The organism is Mycobacterium sp. NGS68 (genome assembly GCF_059812195.1).
In genome coordinates, this window is sequence record NZ_JCALCE010000014.1 from 1 (window position 1) to 16,779 (window position 16,779).

The 16,779-nt window shown below is 72.4% G+C and carries 13 protein-coding genes; 4 read left to right on the forward strand and 9 right to left on the reverse strand.

Annotated elements, in window-relative coordinates:
* Positions 1 to 324: 324 nt before the first annotated feature.
* The 6 genes from AC5Y5V_RS16805 to AC5Y5V_RS16830 form a co-directional block, all read right to left on the reverse strand.
* Complete coding sequence (locus AC5Y5V_RS16805) at positions 325 to 1,110, reverse strand: crotonase/enoyl-CoA hydratase family protein (RefSeq protein WP_499937696.1); 786 nt, start codon at positions 1,108 to 1,110, stop codon at positions 325 to 327.
* 15 nt (positions 1,111 to 1,125) lie between these two features.
* Positions 1,126 to 2,538: a WS/DGAT/MGAT family O-acyltransferase gene (locus tag AC5Y5V_RS16810; protein WP_499937410.1), complete on the reverse strand. Its 1,413-nt coding sequence runs from the start codon at positions 2,536 to 2,538 to the stop codon at positions 1,126 to 1,128.
* Positions 2,539 to 2,566: 28 nt separating this feature from the next.
* Entirely contained in the window at positions 2,567 to 3,772 is a 1,206-nt protein-coding gene (locus AC5Y5V_RS16815; RefSeq protein ID WP_499937412.1) for an alpha/beta hydrolase, read from the reverse strand.
* 87 nt (positions 3,773 to 3,859) lie between these two features.
* A complete protein-coding gene (locus tag AC5Y5V_RS16820) occupies positions 3,860 to 4,390 on the reverse strand; it encodes a hypothetical protein (RefSeq protein ID WP_499937414.1) in 531 nt (176 codons plus the stop codon).
* 1 nt (position 4,391) lies between these two features.
* Positions 4,392 to 5,606, reverse strand: a complete 1,215-nt coding sequence (locus tag AC5Y5V_RS16825; protein WP_499937416.1) for a molybdopterin-dependent oxidoreductase — start codon at positions 5,604 to 5,606, stop codon at positions 4,392 to 4,394.
* Positions 5,606 to 6,262 (reverse strand): class I SAM-dependent methyltransferase, encoded by a 657-nt coding sequence (locus AC5Y5V_RS16830; protein ID WP_499937418.1) that lies wholly within the window; start codon positions 6,260 to 6,262, stop codon positions 5,606 to 5,608. The genes AC5Y5V_RS16825 and AC5Y5V_RS16830 overlap by 1 nt, the downstream gene beginning before the upstream one ends.
* 126 nt (positions 6,263 to 6,388) lie before the next feature.
* On the opposite strand from AC5Y5V_RS16830, the gene AC5Y5V_RS16835 reads away from it, so the two are divergent.
* Positions 6,389 to 8,200, forward strand: coding sequence for a PE family protein (locus tag AC5Y5V_RS16835; protein WP_499937420.1), 1,812 nt, complete (start codon positions 6,389 to 6,391; stop codon positions 8,198 to 8,200).
* 18 nt (positions 8,201 to 8,218) lie between these two features.
* The gene (locus AC5Y5V_RS16840) at positions 8,219 to 9,127 is read left to right on the forward strand and encodes an alpha/beta hydrolase (RefSeq protein WP_499937422.1); all 909 of its coding nucleotides are present in this window, start codon (positions 8,219 to 8,221) and stop codon (positions 9,125 to 9,127) included.
* Here the strand turns inward: AC5Y5V_RS16840 and AC5Y5V_RS16845 are convergent.
* Together AC5Y5V_RS16845 and AC5Y5V_RS16850 are read right to left on the reverse strand one after the other, a co-directional pair.
* Positions 9,112 to 10,416: an amidohydrolase family protein gene (locus AC5Y5V_RS16845; RefSeq protein WP_499937425.1), complete on the reverse strand. Its 1,305-nt coding sequence runs from the start codon at positions 10,414 to 10,416 to the stop codon at positions 9,112 to 9,114. The genes AC5Y5V_RS16840 and AC5Y5V_RS16845 overlap by 16 nt on opposite strands.
* Positions 10,410 to 11,567, reverse strand: a complete 1,158-nt coding sequence (locus AC5Y5V_RS16850) for a CoA transferase (protein WP_499937429.1) — start codon at positions 11,565 to 11,567, stop codon at positions 10,410 to 10,412. The genes AC5Y5V_RS16845 and AC5Y5V_RS16850 overlap by 7 nt, the downstream gene beginning before the upstream one ends.
* Positions 11,568 to 11,739: 172 nt before the next feature.
* Here AC5Y5V_RS16850 and AC5Y5V_RS16855 point away from each other — a divergent pair, with 172 nt between their 5' ends.
* Complete coding sequence (locus AC5Y5V_RS16855; RefSeq protein ID WP_499937431.1) at positions 11,740 to 13,074, forward strand: PPE family protein; 1,335 nt, start codon at positions 11,740 to 11,742, stop codon at positions 13,072 to 13,074.
* Between the two features lie 9 nt (positions 13,075 to 13,083).
* Here AC5Y5V_RS16855 and AC5Y5V_RS16860 read toward each other — a convergent pair whose 3' ends face one another.
* A complete protein-coding gene (locus AC5Y5V_RS16860; protein WP_499937433.1) occupies positions 13,084 to 13,683 on the reverse strand; it encodes a TetR/AcrR family transcriptional regulator in 600 nt (199 codons plus the stop codon).
* A gap of 407 nt (positions 13,684 to 14,090) precedes the next feature.
* On the opposite strand from AC5Y5V_RS16860, the gene AC5Y5V_RS16865 reads away from it, so the two are divergent.
* Entirely contained in the window at positions 14,091 to 16,763 is a 2,673-nt protein-coding gene (locus AC5Y5V_RS16865; RefSeq protein ID WP_499937435.1) for a PE family protein, read from the forward strand.
* Positions 16,764 to 16,779: the final 16 nt, after the last annotated feature.

Consider the following 16,779-nt stretch of genomic DNA (forward strand, 5'->3'; position numbering starts at 1 on the left):
GCTCAGGCCCAGACTCGGGCTCGGGCTCGGGCTCGGGCTCAGCCACACCTTGTGATTCGAACATACTTTCGACTATACCGAACCCTACCGACACGATTGCGCTGTCTCGCAGGACATCGGTGACGCGTTGACTCACCAAGAATGCCCGCGAAACGGTGCTTCGTCGCCTCAACAAAAATGCGCGCGTGGACAGCGCGCCTCCCTGATCGGTCAGCACTGACTCCGGTTAGCCGACCAGACGCGGTCATACCTCAAGACATCGGTGACGGAATTGGGGTGCAGGAGCGGAGCCAACCTCCAACAGTCACCGACCGCGCCAAAGGCTCAGGTCCCGGTCCAGCGGGGCGCGCGCTTCTCGGCGAACGCGATCGCGCCCTCCTTGGCGTCGTTGGACATGAAGATCGGGGCGAGGATCTTGATTTGCTCCGCCCAGCGGGACTCCTGGGTCCAGCCGCGGGACTCGACGATGATCCGCTTGGTGGCGGCCACGGCCAGCGGGCCGTTGGCGGTGATCTTCTCGGCCAGCGCGATCGCCGCGTCCAGCGCCGACCCCGGCTCGGCCAGCACGTTGACCAGGCCTAGGTCGTGGGCGCGCTCGGCGGACAGGCTGTCACCGGTCAGCGCCAGCTCCATGGCGATGGCCGACGGGATGCGCTCCGGCAGCCGCAGCAGTCCCCCGCCACCGGCCACCAGGCCACGCTTGACCTCGGGAATGCCGAACGCCGAGTCCCTGGCCGCCACGATGAGGTCGGTGGCCAGCGCCAGCTCGGTCCCGCCGGCCAGCGCGTATCCCTCCACCGCCGCGATCAACGGCTTGGCGGGCGGGCGTTCGGTGAAGCCCATGCCGCGCCCCTGGATGGCGACGTTCTCGCCGCGGGCGAACGCCTTGAGATCCATGCCGGCACAGAACGACCCGCCGGCTCCGGTCAGGATCCCCACCGACAGGCCGGCGTCGGCGTCGAGGCGATCCATCGCGTCGGCCAGGGCATGGCTGACGGCGGCGTTGACGGCGTTCTTGGCCTTGGGTCGGTTGATGGTGATGATCAGGATGCGGTCGCGTTGTTCGACCAGGACTTCGGGTTCGGTAGCTTCGTCGCTCACAGTGCTGATGGTAACTGGCGCGGGTCAGGCCGGAGCCATGGCGGTCTCGACGACCGTCAGCTCCTCGGAAAGCCCAGCGGCCCTACGTATTTCGATGAAGTCGGCGACCATGGCCTCCGTCACCTCGTGCGGGTCCTTGACGGTGGACCCGTCGGACAGCACGGAGATATTGAGCTGGTCGACGTAGCTCCAGACGGTGATGTTCAGGCCGCTGCCGGCGGTCAACGGTCCCACCGAATAGATCTCCGTCACCAGCGCGCCGCCGACCTGTCCGCGGACGCGCGGGCCTGGGACGTTCGAGATGTTCAGGTTGAGCACCTTGTTCTGCCCGTCGCGGCCCGACATCCACCGGAACAGGGCTTCCGTCGTCGCCGGCGGCCAGTAGGCGGCCCAGCGGCTGATCAACTCCGGCCCCATGAGTTGGTGGCTTTCCTTGGCGGATACCGCATTGTCGTGTGCGGCGCGCACCCGCTCCAGCGGATCGTCGGAGTCGGTCGGCAGCGCCACCATCATGCCGCTGAAGCGATTGCCGGAGATGCGCTCCGGCGAGAAGTCGTAGGCAACCGGCACCGACGCCAGCAGGGGTTCGGCCGTGCCGTCGTAGCGCAATAGCAGCGTGCGCAGCGCACCGCTGGACATGGCCAGCACCATGTCGTTGATGGTCGCGCCGAGCTTCTTGCCGGTCGCCTTCACGTCGGCGAAAGCCAGTGTCGCGGTAGCGAATCGACGTTCGGGGGTCAGCAGGTGGTTCATGAAGGTGGGTGGCGGTGTGAACGGCCGGGTCAGCTCCGGGGAGAACTTGCGGGAGCTGCGTCGCACCCGGCCCACGCCCTCGGCGGTGTAACGCACGGTCGCCGGGATGCGCCCGATGTGCCGCATGTGGTCGGCGAAGGCCGACGTCATCAACTCCAGCTTGGAGGGCGCCGGATCCGGAGTGTAGGAGCTGACCTGAGGCGTCGGCATCAGGTCCATGCCGTGTGCCATCAGGTTCGCCGAGGCCACCCCGTCGGCGAGCGCGTGGTGGATCTTGACCACCACCGCGATCCGGTGGTTGGCCAGTCCCTCGACGAAGTACATCTCCCACAGCGGATGCGCCCGGTCCAGCGGCGTGCTGCAGATCTGCCCGATCGCCTCGTCCAGCTCGCGCCGGCCACCCGGGGCGGCCACGTGCCACGGCCGGATGTGGTACTCGAAATCGACTTCGCAGTTCTCCCGCCACATCGGGTGGTGGAACTTCAGCGGCACGTCAACCAGCTGCCAGCCCAACGGGACCAGCTTGTCCATCCGCCCGGCGATCACCTGGCGGAACGCCTCGATATCGAAGTAGCCGCGATGCTGCTCGTCTAGTTCGATCACCGCGACCTTGATGGTGTGCATGTGCACGTTAGGCGTCTCGCTGTACAGCAGTACCGCGTCCCACCCGCTAAGCCGCTTCATACGGCGACCTTACAATCGCCGGCCGGACTCAGATAACCCGTTTCGCGAACTGCGTGCGGTTGCGGTGAACCTGATTGAGGAACAACGCCGTCGCGTGCGCCATGGCGCCCGCGCGGGGTCCGTCGAGCAGGTCGAAGCCGTGGCCCGCGCCGGGCAACTCGACGTAGCTGACCAGTGACGTGGACACCGACCGCAACCGGTCGACGAAGCCGCGGGCCTGCTCCACCGGGATCACCCGGTCTCGGCTGCCGTGAATCACCAAGAACGGCGGCGCATTTCGGTGCACGCGGTGGATTGGCGACGCGTCGTGGAACACGTGGGGATGGCGCACGATCGACTTCTGCACCACCACCCGCTCCAGGAAGTCGACGAACCGGACGCGCTCGGGGGTGGAGCGATCCGCCCAGTCGTAGCGACCGTAGATCCCGACGACGGCGTCCACCGAGCTGTCCGCGCCTTCGGGCAGCTTCGACTGGTGGTACGGGTCGTCGGGGGTGAGCCCGGCCAGCGCGGCCAGGTGTCCACCGGCCGAACATCCCGCCACCGCAACGAAATTGCGGTCGCCACCGAACTTGTCGACGTTGGCCCGGGCCCACGCGATCGCGGTCTTGACGTCAGAGATGTGCCGCGGCCAGCGGTGGTGCGGCGAGACGCGGTAGTCGACGGCCAGGCACACCCAACCCTGCTCGGCCAGCCGCGACATCAGCGCGGAGCCCTGCAGCATGCTCCGGCCGTGCACCCAGGCGCCGCCGGGCACGAAGATCAGCACCGGCGCGGGTCCGTCGGGCAGATCCTTGCGGCGCCACACGTCGAGCGTCTGGGCGGGGCTGTTCCCGTAGTGGACGCCGCGGCGGTAGAGGTAGGGGCGTTGGCGTAGGGCCTCCCACATGGGGGGCGTGTTCGGGGCCGCAGGCCACTCGACGTCGAGGTCGGCCGACGACACCACCCCGCGCAGGGCGGCGATGGACACCTCGTTGGTGCTTTCGCGGTCGCGGCGGCGTTCTTCCTCCGTGATACCCGGGGTGCGGGGGCGTTTCGTCGCCGCCGACACGAAATCCGGCGCATTCTTGACGCCCCAGATGCCCACCGCAGCCAGAGTGCCCAACGGCTCCAGCCGCTTGCCCACCACCGGCAGCGAAGCCCCCGCAACGCTGAGCGCCAGCATATAGTCCGTAGGACGCGCCCGTAGCAACCATTTCACATAGGGCTTCATGCGTGGCCCCCTCGCCGTCATGTTTGGGAGCGTACCCCCACGCAGTTCGCAGAAACTACGTTTGAACCCTGCTAATCTGCGGCGCCGAAAATTTGCGCGCGCGCGTGTTTAGCCGGAATCAGCATTATTGCTGTTGAAAGCGGTTTGTCTGTTCGCCAGCGTCGCGCTGACGGTAAGCCGCGCGCCGTACACAACGGCGCTGGCGGCGAACAGGGCCGCCGTGAGCAGCAGCCACCTGCCGAGGAACGGTTGCTGCGTCTGTCCGGTCGCCGCCTGATAGGTCGGCGCGCCCTGCTCGATGATGCCGGGCAAGAAGATCACGAACGTCAGCGCGGCCGCCAGCGCGGGAACCCGAATGTGGTTGCGCGCCGACACTTTCGGGTGACGTCGCGGGCGTACGCGGACGGATATCAGGCGGTCGGCCAGCGCGTAGATCGGGAAGAGCAGCAGGTCGTGGCCGACGACCGCGGCGGCGAACCAGACCGCGATCGATTGCCACCAATGGTCCGGGTTCCACAGCGTGGCCGGCTTGAAGGTGGCCAGCACATAGCCCAGCAACGCAAACCCGGCCACCATGGTCAGCAGGTGCATGGGATGCGATCCGTAATGGCGGGCGAAATGCTTTGTCAGTAGCGACATCTCAGGCCTCGAACGCGATCGATGCGACCCACTTGGTGTTGTGCACACCGGGCAGCGCGGGGACGATGATCCGGGCCGGGTAGCCGTGGTCCAGCGGCAGATCGGCGCCGTTGACCCGCAGCGCCAGCAGCGCATCGGGGTCACCGATCTGGTTGCCCTGCAACGTCGCTTCCCTGAACGCCCCGCCCCGCTGCAGCGACGACACCCGCGCCGACCGGGGCGCCGACACGCCGGCCGCGCGGGCCAGCTCGGCCAGCGGCACCCCGCTCCAGGTCTGCACCGTCGACCAGCCTTCCACGCAGGCGATCGGCAGCCGCGCGGTGCGTTGCGGCAGGGCGGCCAGCGCGGCGCGGTCCAGCACCACCTCCGACTGCCCGCCGCGCAGCGTCAACCGCCAGTCCGCGCCGACACGCTCCGGCGTGATGCCGGCGACCACGGCGGTCTTGTTGACCGGGAAATCGCGGCCCCGACCGCGCGGCAGGAGCAACGCGGCGCCGCGGGCCGCACCGCCGAGCGTCTGCCCCACCGTCAGCGCCGCGATCAGCAGCGCACCGGAGCCGACCAGCGCCAGCGTGCCGCGCCTGCTCATCGTCGGCTCGGCGGGGTCGGCGGCCACCAGCCCGGCGGCGTCGGATTCCTGCGGGCGGGTCTCGGATACGCTGGTGTGCAACACCTCTCGCATCGACAGGGACCTGAGCCCGGCGATCATGTGCGGGATCTTGAGCGCGATGTGCATCAGGAAGCCGATGATGAAGACCCACGCCCCGAAGTAGTGGGCGTCATAGAAGCTGAACCCGAAGATGTAGTCGTACTGGATGTTCAGCACGCCGGTGACGATCTGAAACAGCACTCCCCCGACCAGCATCAGCAACGACAGCCGCTCCAGCAGCTGGGCGATCGACCGCGCGGGCGGCCAGACGAACAGCCGCGGGATCACCGACCACAGCTTGGCCAGCACCACCGGGATGATCACCAGGCCCAGCCCCACATGCAGACCCTGGGTCAGCCGGTACAGCCAGGAGGGGCGGGTGGGCCAGGTGAACGCGGGCAGCCGAAGCCAGCCGACGTCGGCCGGGATGGCCTGCCCGAATTGCGGCGCATACGCGACCCAGGACAGCAGCCCGGTGATCGTGATGATCGGCAGCGCCACCAACAACACCAGCCCGAACACCGACGTCAGCCACGGACCACGCAGCGGACTGCGAAACCGCGGCACTATCGGGAAGCGAGGCTCGCGATCACCCGGCCGCTGATCAGGCTGACGCCCGCCAGCGTCAGACCCACCTGCGCGGCCAGCACCGCCGCGCTGTCGACGCCAACCGATGCCCATCTGAACCATGGTCCCACGTCATGACCGGTTTCCAGCCGTACCCAACTGGTCCGGATGCCGATGGCTTCGACGTCGAACTCGGCGACGCAGCGCCCGCCGGCCGCCAGCAACTCGGCGGCGCGGCCCAGGATCCGCCGGGGATCCCCGCCCAGGCCGACGTTGCCGTCGACCAGCAGCACCGTCTGCCAGCGGCCGACGCCGGGCAGCGCGTCGAACACGTCGCCCAGCAGAGCCGGCGCGCCGCCGCGGCCCGCGAGGCGGATCGCCGTGGCGGACCGGTCGACGCCGAGCGCCGGTATCCCCCGCCGAATCAGTCGCGCCACCAACCGCGCGGGGCCGCAACCCAACTCGATGGTCGGCCCGCTGCACAGCTGCGTCACCGCCTCGTCAAAGGCTTCGTCCGAGGCCTCGTCGAAGGCCCCGTCGCGGCCGGCGCGGTTGTGCAGCCAGCGGTGCGCGGGCAACGGACGAACCTCGCCGCCTTCGTGCCGGATCCAACATCGCTCGCCGTCGAGCGCCCGGTCGTACAGGTGACCCAGCATGTGAACGTCCCCTCGGGATTTCTGCCGTTGATACCCCGGCCCCGTTGTTCTCAACCAACGCGAACGCAGCATATGGCGCCCCGGATCGCGTTACGATCCGCGAGTTGCCGGATGAGGGGGTGATCCATGTCGTTTGTGTTCGCGGCTCCTGAGGCGGTGGCGGCCGCCGCGTCGAACCTGGCCGGCATCGGGTCGTCGGTCAGCGCCGCCAACGCCGCCGCGGCGGCCCCCACCACCGGGGTGCTGGCCGCGGCCGAGGACGAGGTGTCGGCGGCTATCGCGGCGGTGTTCGGCGGCCACGCCCGTGGCTACCAGGCCCTGAGCGCGCAGGTCGAGGCGTTTCACCAGCAGTTCGTGCGCACGCTGACCGCGGGCGCGGGCGCCTATGCCAGCGCCGAGGCCGCCAACACGTCCCCCTTGCAAGGCGTGCTGGACGTGATCAATGCCCCGACGCAGCTCGCGCTCGGACGCCCGCTGATCGGCGACGGCGCCGCCGGTCAGACCATCGACGGGGTGGGCCAGGCCGGCGGGGCCGGCGGCCTGCTGTTCGGCAACGGCGGCACGGGCGGGGCGAGCACCAAACCCGGCGCCGCCGGGGGTGTCGGCGGCGCCGCGGGACTGCTGGGCACCGGCGGCACCGGCGGACAGGGCGGGGCGGGCGCGGCCGGCGGCAGCGGCGGCTCCGGCGGCCTGCTGTTCGGCAACGGCGGGACGGGCGGGCAGGGCGGCACGGCCGCGCAGGGCGGCACCGGCGGCAACGCCGTGCTCTTCGGCAACGGCGGGGCCGGCGGCCAGGGCGGCACGGGCCTGACCGGGATCCCCGGCGCCAACCCGGCCTACACCGGCACGGCACAACACGGCGCCAACATCGACCCCGTGTCCGGCTCCGGCGCGCTCACCGGCGTCGCCGGCGGTGACGGCTTCAACGGCGGCGCCGGCATGACCGGCGGCACCGGCGGCGCGGGCGGCTCGGTGACCACCACCAGCGGCATGGCCATCGGCGGCGCGGGCGGCCACGGGGGCACCACCGTCGGGGGCGGCAGCGGCGGCGACGGCGGTGCCGGCGGCTCCGCAACCACCGCCTCGGGCGCGGCCTTCGGCGGGCGCGGCGGCGACGGGGTGATCGGCTCGCTGTCCGGCGGCGCGGGCGGCGACGGCGGCAACGGCGGCGCGGCGTCCGGCAGCACCCAGGCCACGGCCGGCGCCGGCGGCAACGGCGCGAACGGGGCGGCCAGCAACGTGTCCGGCGGTACCGGCGGCACCGGCGGCGTCGGCGGCACGGGCGGCCGCGGCGGCCTGCTGATCGGCAACGGCGGCACCGGGGGCGCCGGCGGAACCGGGGGCACCGGCGGGACGGGAGCCGCCGGCGGCGCGGGCGGCGCGGGCGGCACCAACGAGCTGGGCGCGACCGTGTCGTCCGGCGGCGGCCGCGCGGACGGCGGCACCGGGGGCGCGGGCGCCAACGGCGGCGTCGGCGCGATCGGCGGCACCGGCGGGACCGGGGGCGCGGGCGGCACCGGCGGGGCCGGCGGGCTGTTGGGCAGCGGCGGCGACGGGGGCAGCGCCGGCACCGGCGGGACGGGTGGAACCGGTGGAGACGGCGGGGCCGGCGGGGCCGGCGGAGCGGGTGCGGACAATCACGGTCCCGTCGGGGCGCGGGTCATCGGCGGCGACGGTGGCCAAGGCGGCGACGGCGCGGCCGGCGGCACGGGCGGAACGGGCGGAGCCGGCGGAACCATCGGAGGCGCCGGTGGCAAGGCGCTGCTCGGCCTCGCGGGGGCCACCGGCGGCGCCGGGCACGCAGGCGTGGGCGGCGAGGGCGGCGCCGGCGGGGCGCGCGGCGACGGCGGAGTGGCGGGCACGGGCGCGACGCAGAACGGCAGCGGCGGCGAAAACGGTACGGCCGGCGCCAAGGGCAAGTCCGGCGCCCACGGCTGAGACGGCCATACTGGACCGATGCCGAACGCCGACGTTCACCCGGTTCACCCCGACCTGCGGCTGATCTCTCGCCTGGCTCCCCGCCAGATGGTCGGACCGCGAACTCTGCCGCTGATGCGGTTCTTGACCGGGCTGCGCGGCGGCGGCGTCCGCGACGCCGAGGTGCTGACCCTGGAATCCGGCGCAGGCGTCCGCCTGTTCCGGCCCGTCGGTGTCACCGAGCCGACGCCCGCGCTGGTCTGGATCCACGGCGGCGGCTACCTGTTCGGCACCGCAGAACAGGACGACCGCATCTGCCAGGGGTTCAGCCGGCGGCTGGGCATCACGGTGGCGTCGGTCGACTACCGGCTGGCGCCGGAACATCCGTATCCCGCGCCGCTGGAGGACTGCTACTCCGTGCTGACCTGGCTGACCGGGCTGCCCGCGGTGGACCCGCAGCGGGTGGCGATCGGCGGCGCCAGCGCCGGCGGCGGGCTGGCGGCGGCCCTGGCCCTGCTGGCCCGCGACCGCGGTGAGATGACGCCGGCATTCCAGCTGCTGGTGTACCCGATGCTGGATGATCGCAGTGCGGCGACGGCCGACAAACCGAACTACCGGCTGTGGAACACCCGCGCCAACGCCTTCGGCTGGTGGGCGTACCTCGGCAACGCCGACCCCGACGTCGCCGTGCCGGCCCGGCGCGCCGACCTGAGCGGGTTACCGCCCGCCTGGATCGGCGTGGGCAGCAACGACCTGTTCCACGACGAGGACCTCGCCTACGCCGAACGCCTGAAGGACGCCGGGGTGCCGTGCGAGGTCGAGGTGGTCCCCGGCGCCTTCCACGGGTTCGACCTGGTGGCCCCGAAAGTCGGTGTGGCGCGGCGGTTTTTCGACAGCCAGTGCGACGTCCTGCGGGCCGCTCACATCGCCGGTCACATCGCGAAGTAGATCAACTGCCCGCCGATGACGGTGGCGGCCACCAGGCCGGCGTCCAGCTCGGCCAGCACCGTGTCCGGCGGCTCGGTCAGCACGCACAGGTCCCCCGGCTGCCCGACCTCGACGCTCCGCAACCGGCCCGGCCGCTCGGGCCGGCCCAGGAAGAGCGTCAAAGCCGTTCGCGCGGACACGCGTTCGTCCGCGTTCAGCACGGATCCGCTGGGCGTGGTGCGGTAGACCGCGGCGCGCATCGCGGTCCACGGGTCGCCGTGCCCGAAGGGCATGTCGGTGGAGAACGCCACCGGCACTTGAGCATTCAGCAGCGAGGCGACCCGCCATAGCTGGCGGTGCTCGTCGGCGGGGACGTCGCTGAGGTAGTGATCGCCGCGCTCGGCAACGAAATTCGGCTGCGTGACCACCGTGACGCCGAGCTCGGCCAGGTCGGCGAGGCTGTCGTCGGGCACCACCGACGCGTGCTCGATGCGGTCCAGCGGGTGGCCGCCGGCCGCGCGCAGCGCCGCGATGGTGACGACGAGTTGGGCGGCGGTCACGCAGTGCACGGCAACCGGGTTGTCGTCGGCGTGCTGCTCGCTGATCCACTGCGCCAACGAATCCAGGTCCAGGTGGTCGTCCTGCAGAATCTTCTTGGCCGGCGCCAGGAAACGCAGCCGCGGCCGGAACTCGCCGTGCCGGTGCGCCACCATCAACGCGACCATGTCGTCGGCGCTGAGGTCGGGGGTGGCGTCCGTGACGCCGGTGACGCCGGTCGCGGTGATCCGGCGGCTGAGGTCGGCCAGGTCGGATTCGCGCCGCGACACCGCGTCCGACCAGCCGCGGTCGGCGGCGCGCAGCCGCCCGTCGGGATGCTCCGCGAGGCCGACACGGCCCAGGGCTTCGGAGTTGAGGATCCACAGCGCGCCGCTGCGGTGCTGGATGCGCACCGGGACCTTGCGCACCACCTCGTCCAGGGCGTCCCGGTCCAGGTCGCCGGCCACCGATTCGTGGTAGCCGACCGCGCGGATCCACCCGTCGGGACCCGGTGAGGCATTCGACAGTAGCTGCGCCATTTGCTCTTTGGTGCTGACGCCGGGCGGGCCGACGAGGAACGAGTCCAGCGCGGCAGCCGCCGACCGGACGTGTACGTGGTGGTCGTGCAGGCCGGGTAGCACGGTTCCGCCGCCGGCGTGCAGCACACCCTCCCGGTGCCCGGCTTCCAGCTCGGTACCGATTTCCTCGATGCGCTCACCGACGCGGAGGTCGACCAGCCGGCCGTCGAGCAGGGTAGCGTTGCGAATCAGCATGACAGGCAGCGCCTTTCGGTGACCAGTCGGCGCACGGCGTCGTTGTCGGCACCGAGCGCGGGGGCCGATCCGGTTACCCGCGGCGACTGCGGCGGCGGGGCGGCGTGGGCCGAGACCGCTTCGCCCGCAGGAAGTTCCGCGTAGCCGGCGGCGACGGCGGCCATGGCCACCTCGATCAGCTCACCGCCGCCGCGGCGCAGCGATTCGGTCACCGCGCGGGCCGCTTCCAGGCCGGCCAGCGGGTCGGCGATGGCGTCGCCACAGAACACGGGGCCGGTGCCCACCAAGCCCCCGGCGACCGCGGCGTCGTCGCCGAACGCGGCACGGTCGGGGTTCCCGTCGTATCCGGTGATCCGCAACCAGATTCGGCCGGGCTTGGCGGGCATGTCGTCGGGCCCGAGGCGGCGCCTCGCCAGCGCCGCGGGCCGGGAGCCCTCGATCACGATGTCGGCGGCGGCGAGCAGCTCGCGCACGTCGTCGGCGTGACGGTCGAAATCGACACAGTAGGACAGCTTTTGACCGTTGATCCAGTCGAAGAAGGCGCGGTTGCCGGCGCGGGTGCCGTCGGGGCGGCGTGGGCTTTCGACCTTGACGACGGTGGCTCCGGCGCGGGCCAGCAGCGCCCCGCATAGCGGACCGGCCCACATCGACGACAGGTCGGCCACCAGCAGGCCCGCCTCTTCGCCCAGCGGCGCCGACGGACCCAGGCGGCGCACCCGCGGCGGCGTCGCCTCGGCCTCGCCCAGCGCGGCGGCGGGGATGTCGAGCAGACCTGTGCGTTCGGTGATTTCGGCGGCCAGACGGGTTGCGGCCCAGTCATTCAGCGCCGGCCACGGGTCGGCGAGCACGTCGTCGGCCTCCAGCAGCGCGGGCACGGCGGCGACGTCGTCGGGGCGGGACAGGGTGATCGCGCACCAGCCGTCACGGGACCGCAGCAGTCGGGTGGCGCCACCGGCCGAGACCCGTCCACCTCGGGTCAGGCCGAGCAGCGCGGCCCGCCCGGCCAGCAGCGTCGCCGCGTCGGCGGCGATTGCCCTGGCGCGGCCCAGCACGTTCGCGCGGGAGAAGTCCGGCGGGCCGTCGGGCGGGCCGGTCAGCCAGGCCAGCCCGCTATCCCCCCAGTCGGCCGGCGCACAGCTCACGCTCCCCATTGTGCCCGTAGTGCACATCGCCCTGCGACACGCCAGACCCGGGTTGCGTCATCACAGCAAATTTCTTGCGAAGCTCCTCGTGTCGATGCGACTGTGCAGTAACTCGTCGGCAACCACCGGCAGAAGGCGGCTCGCGACGGCGCCGCAGCGGTCGCTGAGGAGGGCAAGAACCGTGGATTTCGCGACATTAGCGCCCGAGATCAATTCCGGCAGAATGTATACCGGCCCCGGTTCGGCTCCTATGCTTTCCGCCGCGGCGGCGTGGGACGCGCTCACCGCGGAAATGCGCTTCACCGCCGCGAGCTATGCGACGGTGGTTTCCGGCCTGACCGCCGGGCCCTGGTTGGGCCCGTCAGCCGCATTGATGGCCGCGGCGGCAGCACCATTTGTTCTGTGGCTGAACGCAACTGCCGCCCAGGCCGAACAGGCCGCACTCCAGGCCCGAGCCGCCGCGGGCGCCTACGAGGCGGCGTTCGCGATGACGGTGCCGCCGGAAATCGTCGCGGCCAACCGCAGCCTTCTCATGGTGTTGATTGCGACCAATCTTTTCGGGCAGAACACGGCGGCGATCGCCGCCGCCGAAGCGGAATACGCCCAGATGTGGGCCCAGGATGCCGTCTCGATGTACGGCTACGCCGCGTCCTCGGCCGCAGCGTCGACGTTGGTGCCGTTCAGTTCGCCGCCGTCGACCACAAACCCGTCGGGGGTTGCCGCTGCGCTGGGGCCCGAAGTGATCACCGCGTTGCCACAGGTGCTGCAGGCGCTGACAACACCGTCGGCAACCCCGCTGGCTTCGCTGTCGGATCTGCTCAGCGGGCCCACGCTGAACCAGATCCTGGTCGCCCTCACGTTGGTGGTGATCCCGTTGACAGCCATCGACATTCCGATAGCGACGACGAGTATTTCCGCTTCTTCGACAAGCGCCACGGCCTCGTTCACGTCGGCGTCGACGACGATGCGAGGCCTCCTGATCAATGCCGACCGTGATTACGCCGCCGGCAAGGGACCATTCACCGGCAACGGACCGGGCGCCGCGAGGCTGCCGGAGTGGATCCTGGGCGGGCCGAACGGTGGACCATCGACGCAGTCCGTGGCCGCCAACCTCGGCCGGGGAATCCCCGTCGGCGGATTGTCCGTCCCGCCAGGCTGGGCGGCGTCGGCCCCGGCATACCGCACGGTTGCCTACGCCCTGCCGATCAGCACCGGCGCTTCCGAAGCGTTGGCGAGAAGCTCCGGCAACCTGTTCGCCGAAATGGCGCTCGCCGGTGCGGCCGGGCGCGTCGTCGGCGGTACCGCCGGCCTGGGACACGGCGACCAGCGCGTCCGGACAGCCGGGCGCAGCGCCCCGACGCCGTCGCCGCAACCGCAGGCCCAGCTGGTGAGCGACATTGCCACCGAGCTGTCCGAACTGGCCGCGAAAGCCCAGTCGCTGCTCACCAAACTGGCCGATTCCGGGCTCATGAGCGCCGAGCAGATCACCGAGCAGAGAAGACGCTTCCTCGGTTAGCAGGCGCGGTCACCACGTCAATCCCATTGCGGGAAAGAGTAATTGGGCCATATCGCCGTCCGGGATGGCGGCCGGATTCACGCTGCGCTCCAGGATGACGCCCGTGGTGACGGCGAAGAAGAATTCGGCCAGCGACCGGGCGGGGATCGGCGGCGTCAGGCGGGCGGTCGAGTAGACCTCGGCAAGCACCGCGGCGAGGTTGTCGACCGCGCGGGTGTGCACGTCGGCGTAGCGTCGGTCCAGCTCCGGGTCGCGCGCGGCGTGTGCCCGGAACTCGGCCAGCACACACTGCCACCCGGTATCGGATGCGCTGTCTTCGTCGCCGGCACGGAGTACGGCCTGGAAGGCGTCGGCGCCGCTGCGCCCCGTCACCGCCCGTCGGTAATGCGCCGCGCGCTCCTCGACCCGGAGCTCCAGCAACGCGAAGAACAGGTCGGGCTTGCCGCCGAACTGGGAGTAGACGATGCCCTTGGAGAACCCGGCCTCCTCGGCGATGGCCTCCAGCGTGGCCCCCGCATACCCGCGAGCGACGAAGACCCGTTGGGCCGCCGCCAGGACCAGGCCGCGGTTGCGCTCGACCTGTTCGACGCGGCGCAGGCGGGTCGGCATGGCGCCGATTAAATACCGTGGGTATTTGAATGTCAACGGTACTTCACGGCTGCGAAGCGAGTCGAGGCGGAACCATCGGTATCGCGAAAATAGGTCAACCGGGCATGGCTGATGGGCAGGCTCCGTATAGATACCAAAAGAATGATTCAGCCGATTTTGCGGAATAGTAGGTATATAGAGCCCCGATATGTTTATCCTTCTTATCGGGCCGGTCGGGTGCCGCGGCCATGCCCAAAGACCTGCATTGCAGACCAAATATTCGTGCCCGGGACGGAACGCCGTTCTGCTCCGGAGGGGAGCACGAATATCGCTTTAACACGCCCAAAAACTGGGCGAACCGTGCCGGGGGGCCGATACACGACCTAGCACCACCTAGGTCGTGACCTAGCGAATTGGGTGGTCCCCGAATGTCATACGTGATCGCGACTACGGACGCGCTGTCAACCGCCGCATCGGACCTGGCAAAGCTCGGTTCCACCATCGAGGTGGCCCGCAGCGCCGCCGCCGCCCCGACGACCAGTTTGCTGGCCGCGGGGCAGGACGCGGTGTCCACCGCCATCGCGCGGCTGTTCGGCGCGCACGGCGCGGCGTTCCAGTCCGTCGGCGCCCAGGCGGCCGCTTTTCACGACCAGTTCATCCGGGCCATGTCGGCCAGCTCCGCCGAGTATGTCCTCGCCGAGACCGCGAACGCGGCGGCGTTTCCGTACCCGTCGCAACCGGCCATCTTCTCGCCGTGGTTGTGGCTGACCGGCCGGCCGTTGTTCGGCAACGGCGCCAACGCCGCGGCGGGCAGCGGCAACGCCGGCGGCGCCGGCGGATGGCTGCTGGGTAGCGGCGGCAACGGCGGCTCGGGAGCGGCCGGTGGAACCGGCGGAGCCGGCGGTGCCGCGGGGTTCTTCAGCGGCGACGGCGGAAACGGCGGGGCCGGCGGGGCCTCGTCGACGGGTAACGGCGGCAATGGCGGGGCCGGCGCCAACAGCGGATTGTTCTTCGGCAGCGGCGGTTCCGGCGGCGACGGCGGCGCCAGCACCGGCGGACTCGGCACCGGCGGGCTCGGCGGGGCCGGTGGGCGCTCGTGGATATTCGGAACCGGTGGGGCGGGCGGCGCCGGCGGATCCAGCGCGAGCGCGGCCGGCGGGGCCGGCGGGGCAGGCGGGGCCGGTGGGACGTTCTGGGGCCACGGCGGAGCCGGCGGCGACGGCGGCAACGGCGCGGGCAGCGGGGCCGGCGGTGCCGGCGGCGCGGGCGGGCACGCCTCGCTCATCGGCAACGCCGGCTGGGGCGGCGACGGCGGCGACGCCAGCGGCACCGGAGCCGGCGGGGCCGGCGGCGAGGGCGGCGTCACCCGGGTGCTGGGCAACGGCGGCTGGGGTGGCAGCGGCGGCGACAGCGCCGCAGGCAACGGCGGCGCCGGCGGGGCCGGTGGCAACTCCCTGATCGTCGGCTACGGCGGATTCGGCGGCGCCGGCGGCGACAGCGCGGGCGCCTTCGGCGGGGCCGGCGGCGCCGGCGCCAACGGCGGATTCCTGTTCGGCGGCGGCGGCTACGGCGGGCTCGGCGGCAGCAACACCGGCGGCACCGGCGCGGGCGGCGCGGGCGGGGCCGGCGGCACCGCCTGGCTGTTCGGCGACGGCGGCGACGGCGGGGCCGGCGGCACCAGCGTCAGCGCCGCGGGCGGGGGCGGCGGCGCGGGCGCCAACAGCGGCTTCTTCGTCGGCAACGGCGGCGACGGCGGCAACGGCGGCACCACCAGCTTCACCGGCGGCTCCGGCGGGGCCGGTGGAACGGCCGGCGACGCGTGGGTGATCGGCAACGGCGGACACGGCGGGACCGGCGGCGACAGCAACAGCGCGATCTCGGGCATTGCCGGCAACGGCGCCCGCGGCGGCAACGCCGGGTTCCTGTTCGGCAACGCCGGCGACGGCGGCGACGGCGGCACCGGCACCTCGACCAACGGCAACGGCGGCGCCGGCGGCAACGCCCCGCTGTTCGGCAACGGCGGCGACGGCGGCAACGGTGTGGGCGGCGGCGCGGCCGGCAAGGCCGGCCTGTTCGTCGGCAACGGCGGCGATGGCGGCACCGGCCAGCGCGGCGCCGACGGCGGGTTCCTGCTCGGCAACGGCGGCGCGGGCGGCACCGGCGGCATCGTCGACACCGCCGGCGGGGCGGGCGGCAACGCCTGGCTGATCGGCAACGGCGGCGCGGGCGGCACCGGCGGCCACGGCATCGCCGTCATCGCCGACGGCAACGGCTTCGAGGGCGGGGCCGGTGGCAACGGCGGGGTGCTGTTCGGCTTCGGCGGCGCGGGCGGGACCGGCGGCGCCGGGCTGACGACGGTGCCCGGGTCCGGCATCGGGGGTGACGGCGGCGCCGGCGGCCGCGGCTCCTGGGTGCTCGGTGGCGGCGGTGACGGCGGCGCCGGCGGCGCCGGTGGCGTCGGCAACGCGTCCGCCAGCGGCGGCCGTGGCGGCAGCGGCGGCGCGGGCGGTGCCGCGGTCCTGGCCGGCAGCGGCGGAACCGGCGGCGCCGGCGGCCACGGCGGACAGGCCGGCGCCGGCTCGGCGGCCGGGGCCGGTGGCCAGGGCGGCGACGCCGGGGACAGCGGACTGCTGTTCGGCTACGGCGCGGCCGGCGGGGCCGGCGGCGACGGCGGGACGGGCGCGTTGGGCGCGACCGGCGGGGCCGGCGGGTCCGGCGGGGCCGGTTCGTCCGCGACGCTGTTCGGCCCGGGCGGGGCGGGCGGTGCCGGCGGGGCAGGTGGTGACGGCGGCGGGAGCGTCGGCGCGGCCGGCGGGCACGGCGGCGACGCCGGAGACGCCGGGCTGTTCTTCGGCAACGGCTCGACCGGCGGGGCCGGCGGCACGGGCGGCGCAAACCTGAACAACAACGTCGGCGGCCACGGCGGCGACGCGGGCGACGGCGGAGACGCCGGGTGGATCGGCCTGGGCGGCAGCGGCGGCACCGGTGGCTCCGGCGGGGCGGGCACGCCCCCCGGGACCGGCGGGGGCGGCGGCCTCGGTGGTGATGGCGGGCTGCTGGGCCAGCCCGGCCTGCCCGGCCAACCCGGCGCACCGGTCTAACGCGGTCCAAGAAGGG

Excerpts from the sequence above, each read along its gene's own strand:
- AC5Y5V_RS16810 (WP_499937410.1), bottom strand. The coding sequence starts at position 2,538 with ATGAAGCGGCTTAGCGGGTGGGACGCGGTACTGCTGTACAGCGAGACG.
- AC5Y5V_RS16815 (WP_499937412.1), bottom strand. The coding sequence starts at position 3,772 with ATGACGGCGAGGGGGCCACGCATGAAGCCCTATGTGAAATGGTTGCTA.
- AC5Y5V_RS16820 (WP_499937414.1), bottom strand. The coding sequence starts at position 4,390 with ATGTCGCTACTGACAAAGCATTTCGCCCGCCATTACGGATCGCATCCC.
- AC5Y5V_RS16830 (WP_499937418.1), bottom strand. The coding sequence starts at position 6,262 with ATGCTGGGTCACCTGTACGACCGGGCGCTCGACGGCGAGCGATGTTGG.
- AC5Y5V_RS16835 (WP_499937420.1), top strand. The coding sequence starts at position 6,389 with ATGTCGTTTGTGTTCGCGGCTCCTGAGGCGGTGGCGGCCGCCGCGTCG.
- AC5Y5V_RS16840 (WP_499937422.1), top strand. The coding sequence starts at position 8,219 with ATGCCGAACGCCGACGTTCACCCGGTTCACCCCGACCTGCGGCTGATC.
- AC5Y5V_RS16845 (WP_499937425.1), bottom strand. The coding sequence starts at position 10,416 with ATGCTGATTCGCAACGCTACCCTGCTCGACGGCCGGCTGGTCGACCTC.
- AC5Y5V_RS16850 (WP_499937429.1), bottom strand. The coding sequence starts at position 11,567 with ATGGGGAGCGTGAGCTGTGCGCCGGCCGACTGGGGGGATAGCGGGCTG.
- AC5Y5V_RS16860 (WP_499937433.1), bottom strand. The coding sequence starts at position 13,683 with ATGCCGACCCGCCTGCGCCGCGTCGAACAGGTCGAGCGCAACCGCGGC.
- AC5Y5V_RS16865 (WP_499937435.1), top strand. The coding sequence starts at position 14,091 with ATGTCATACGTGATCGCGACTACGGACGCGCTGTCAACCGCCGCATCG.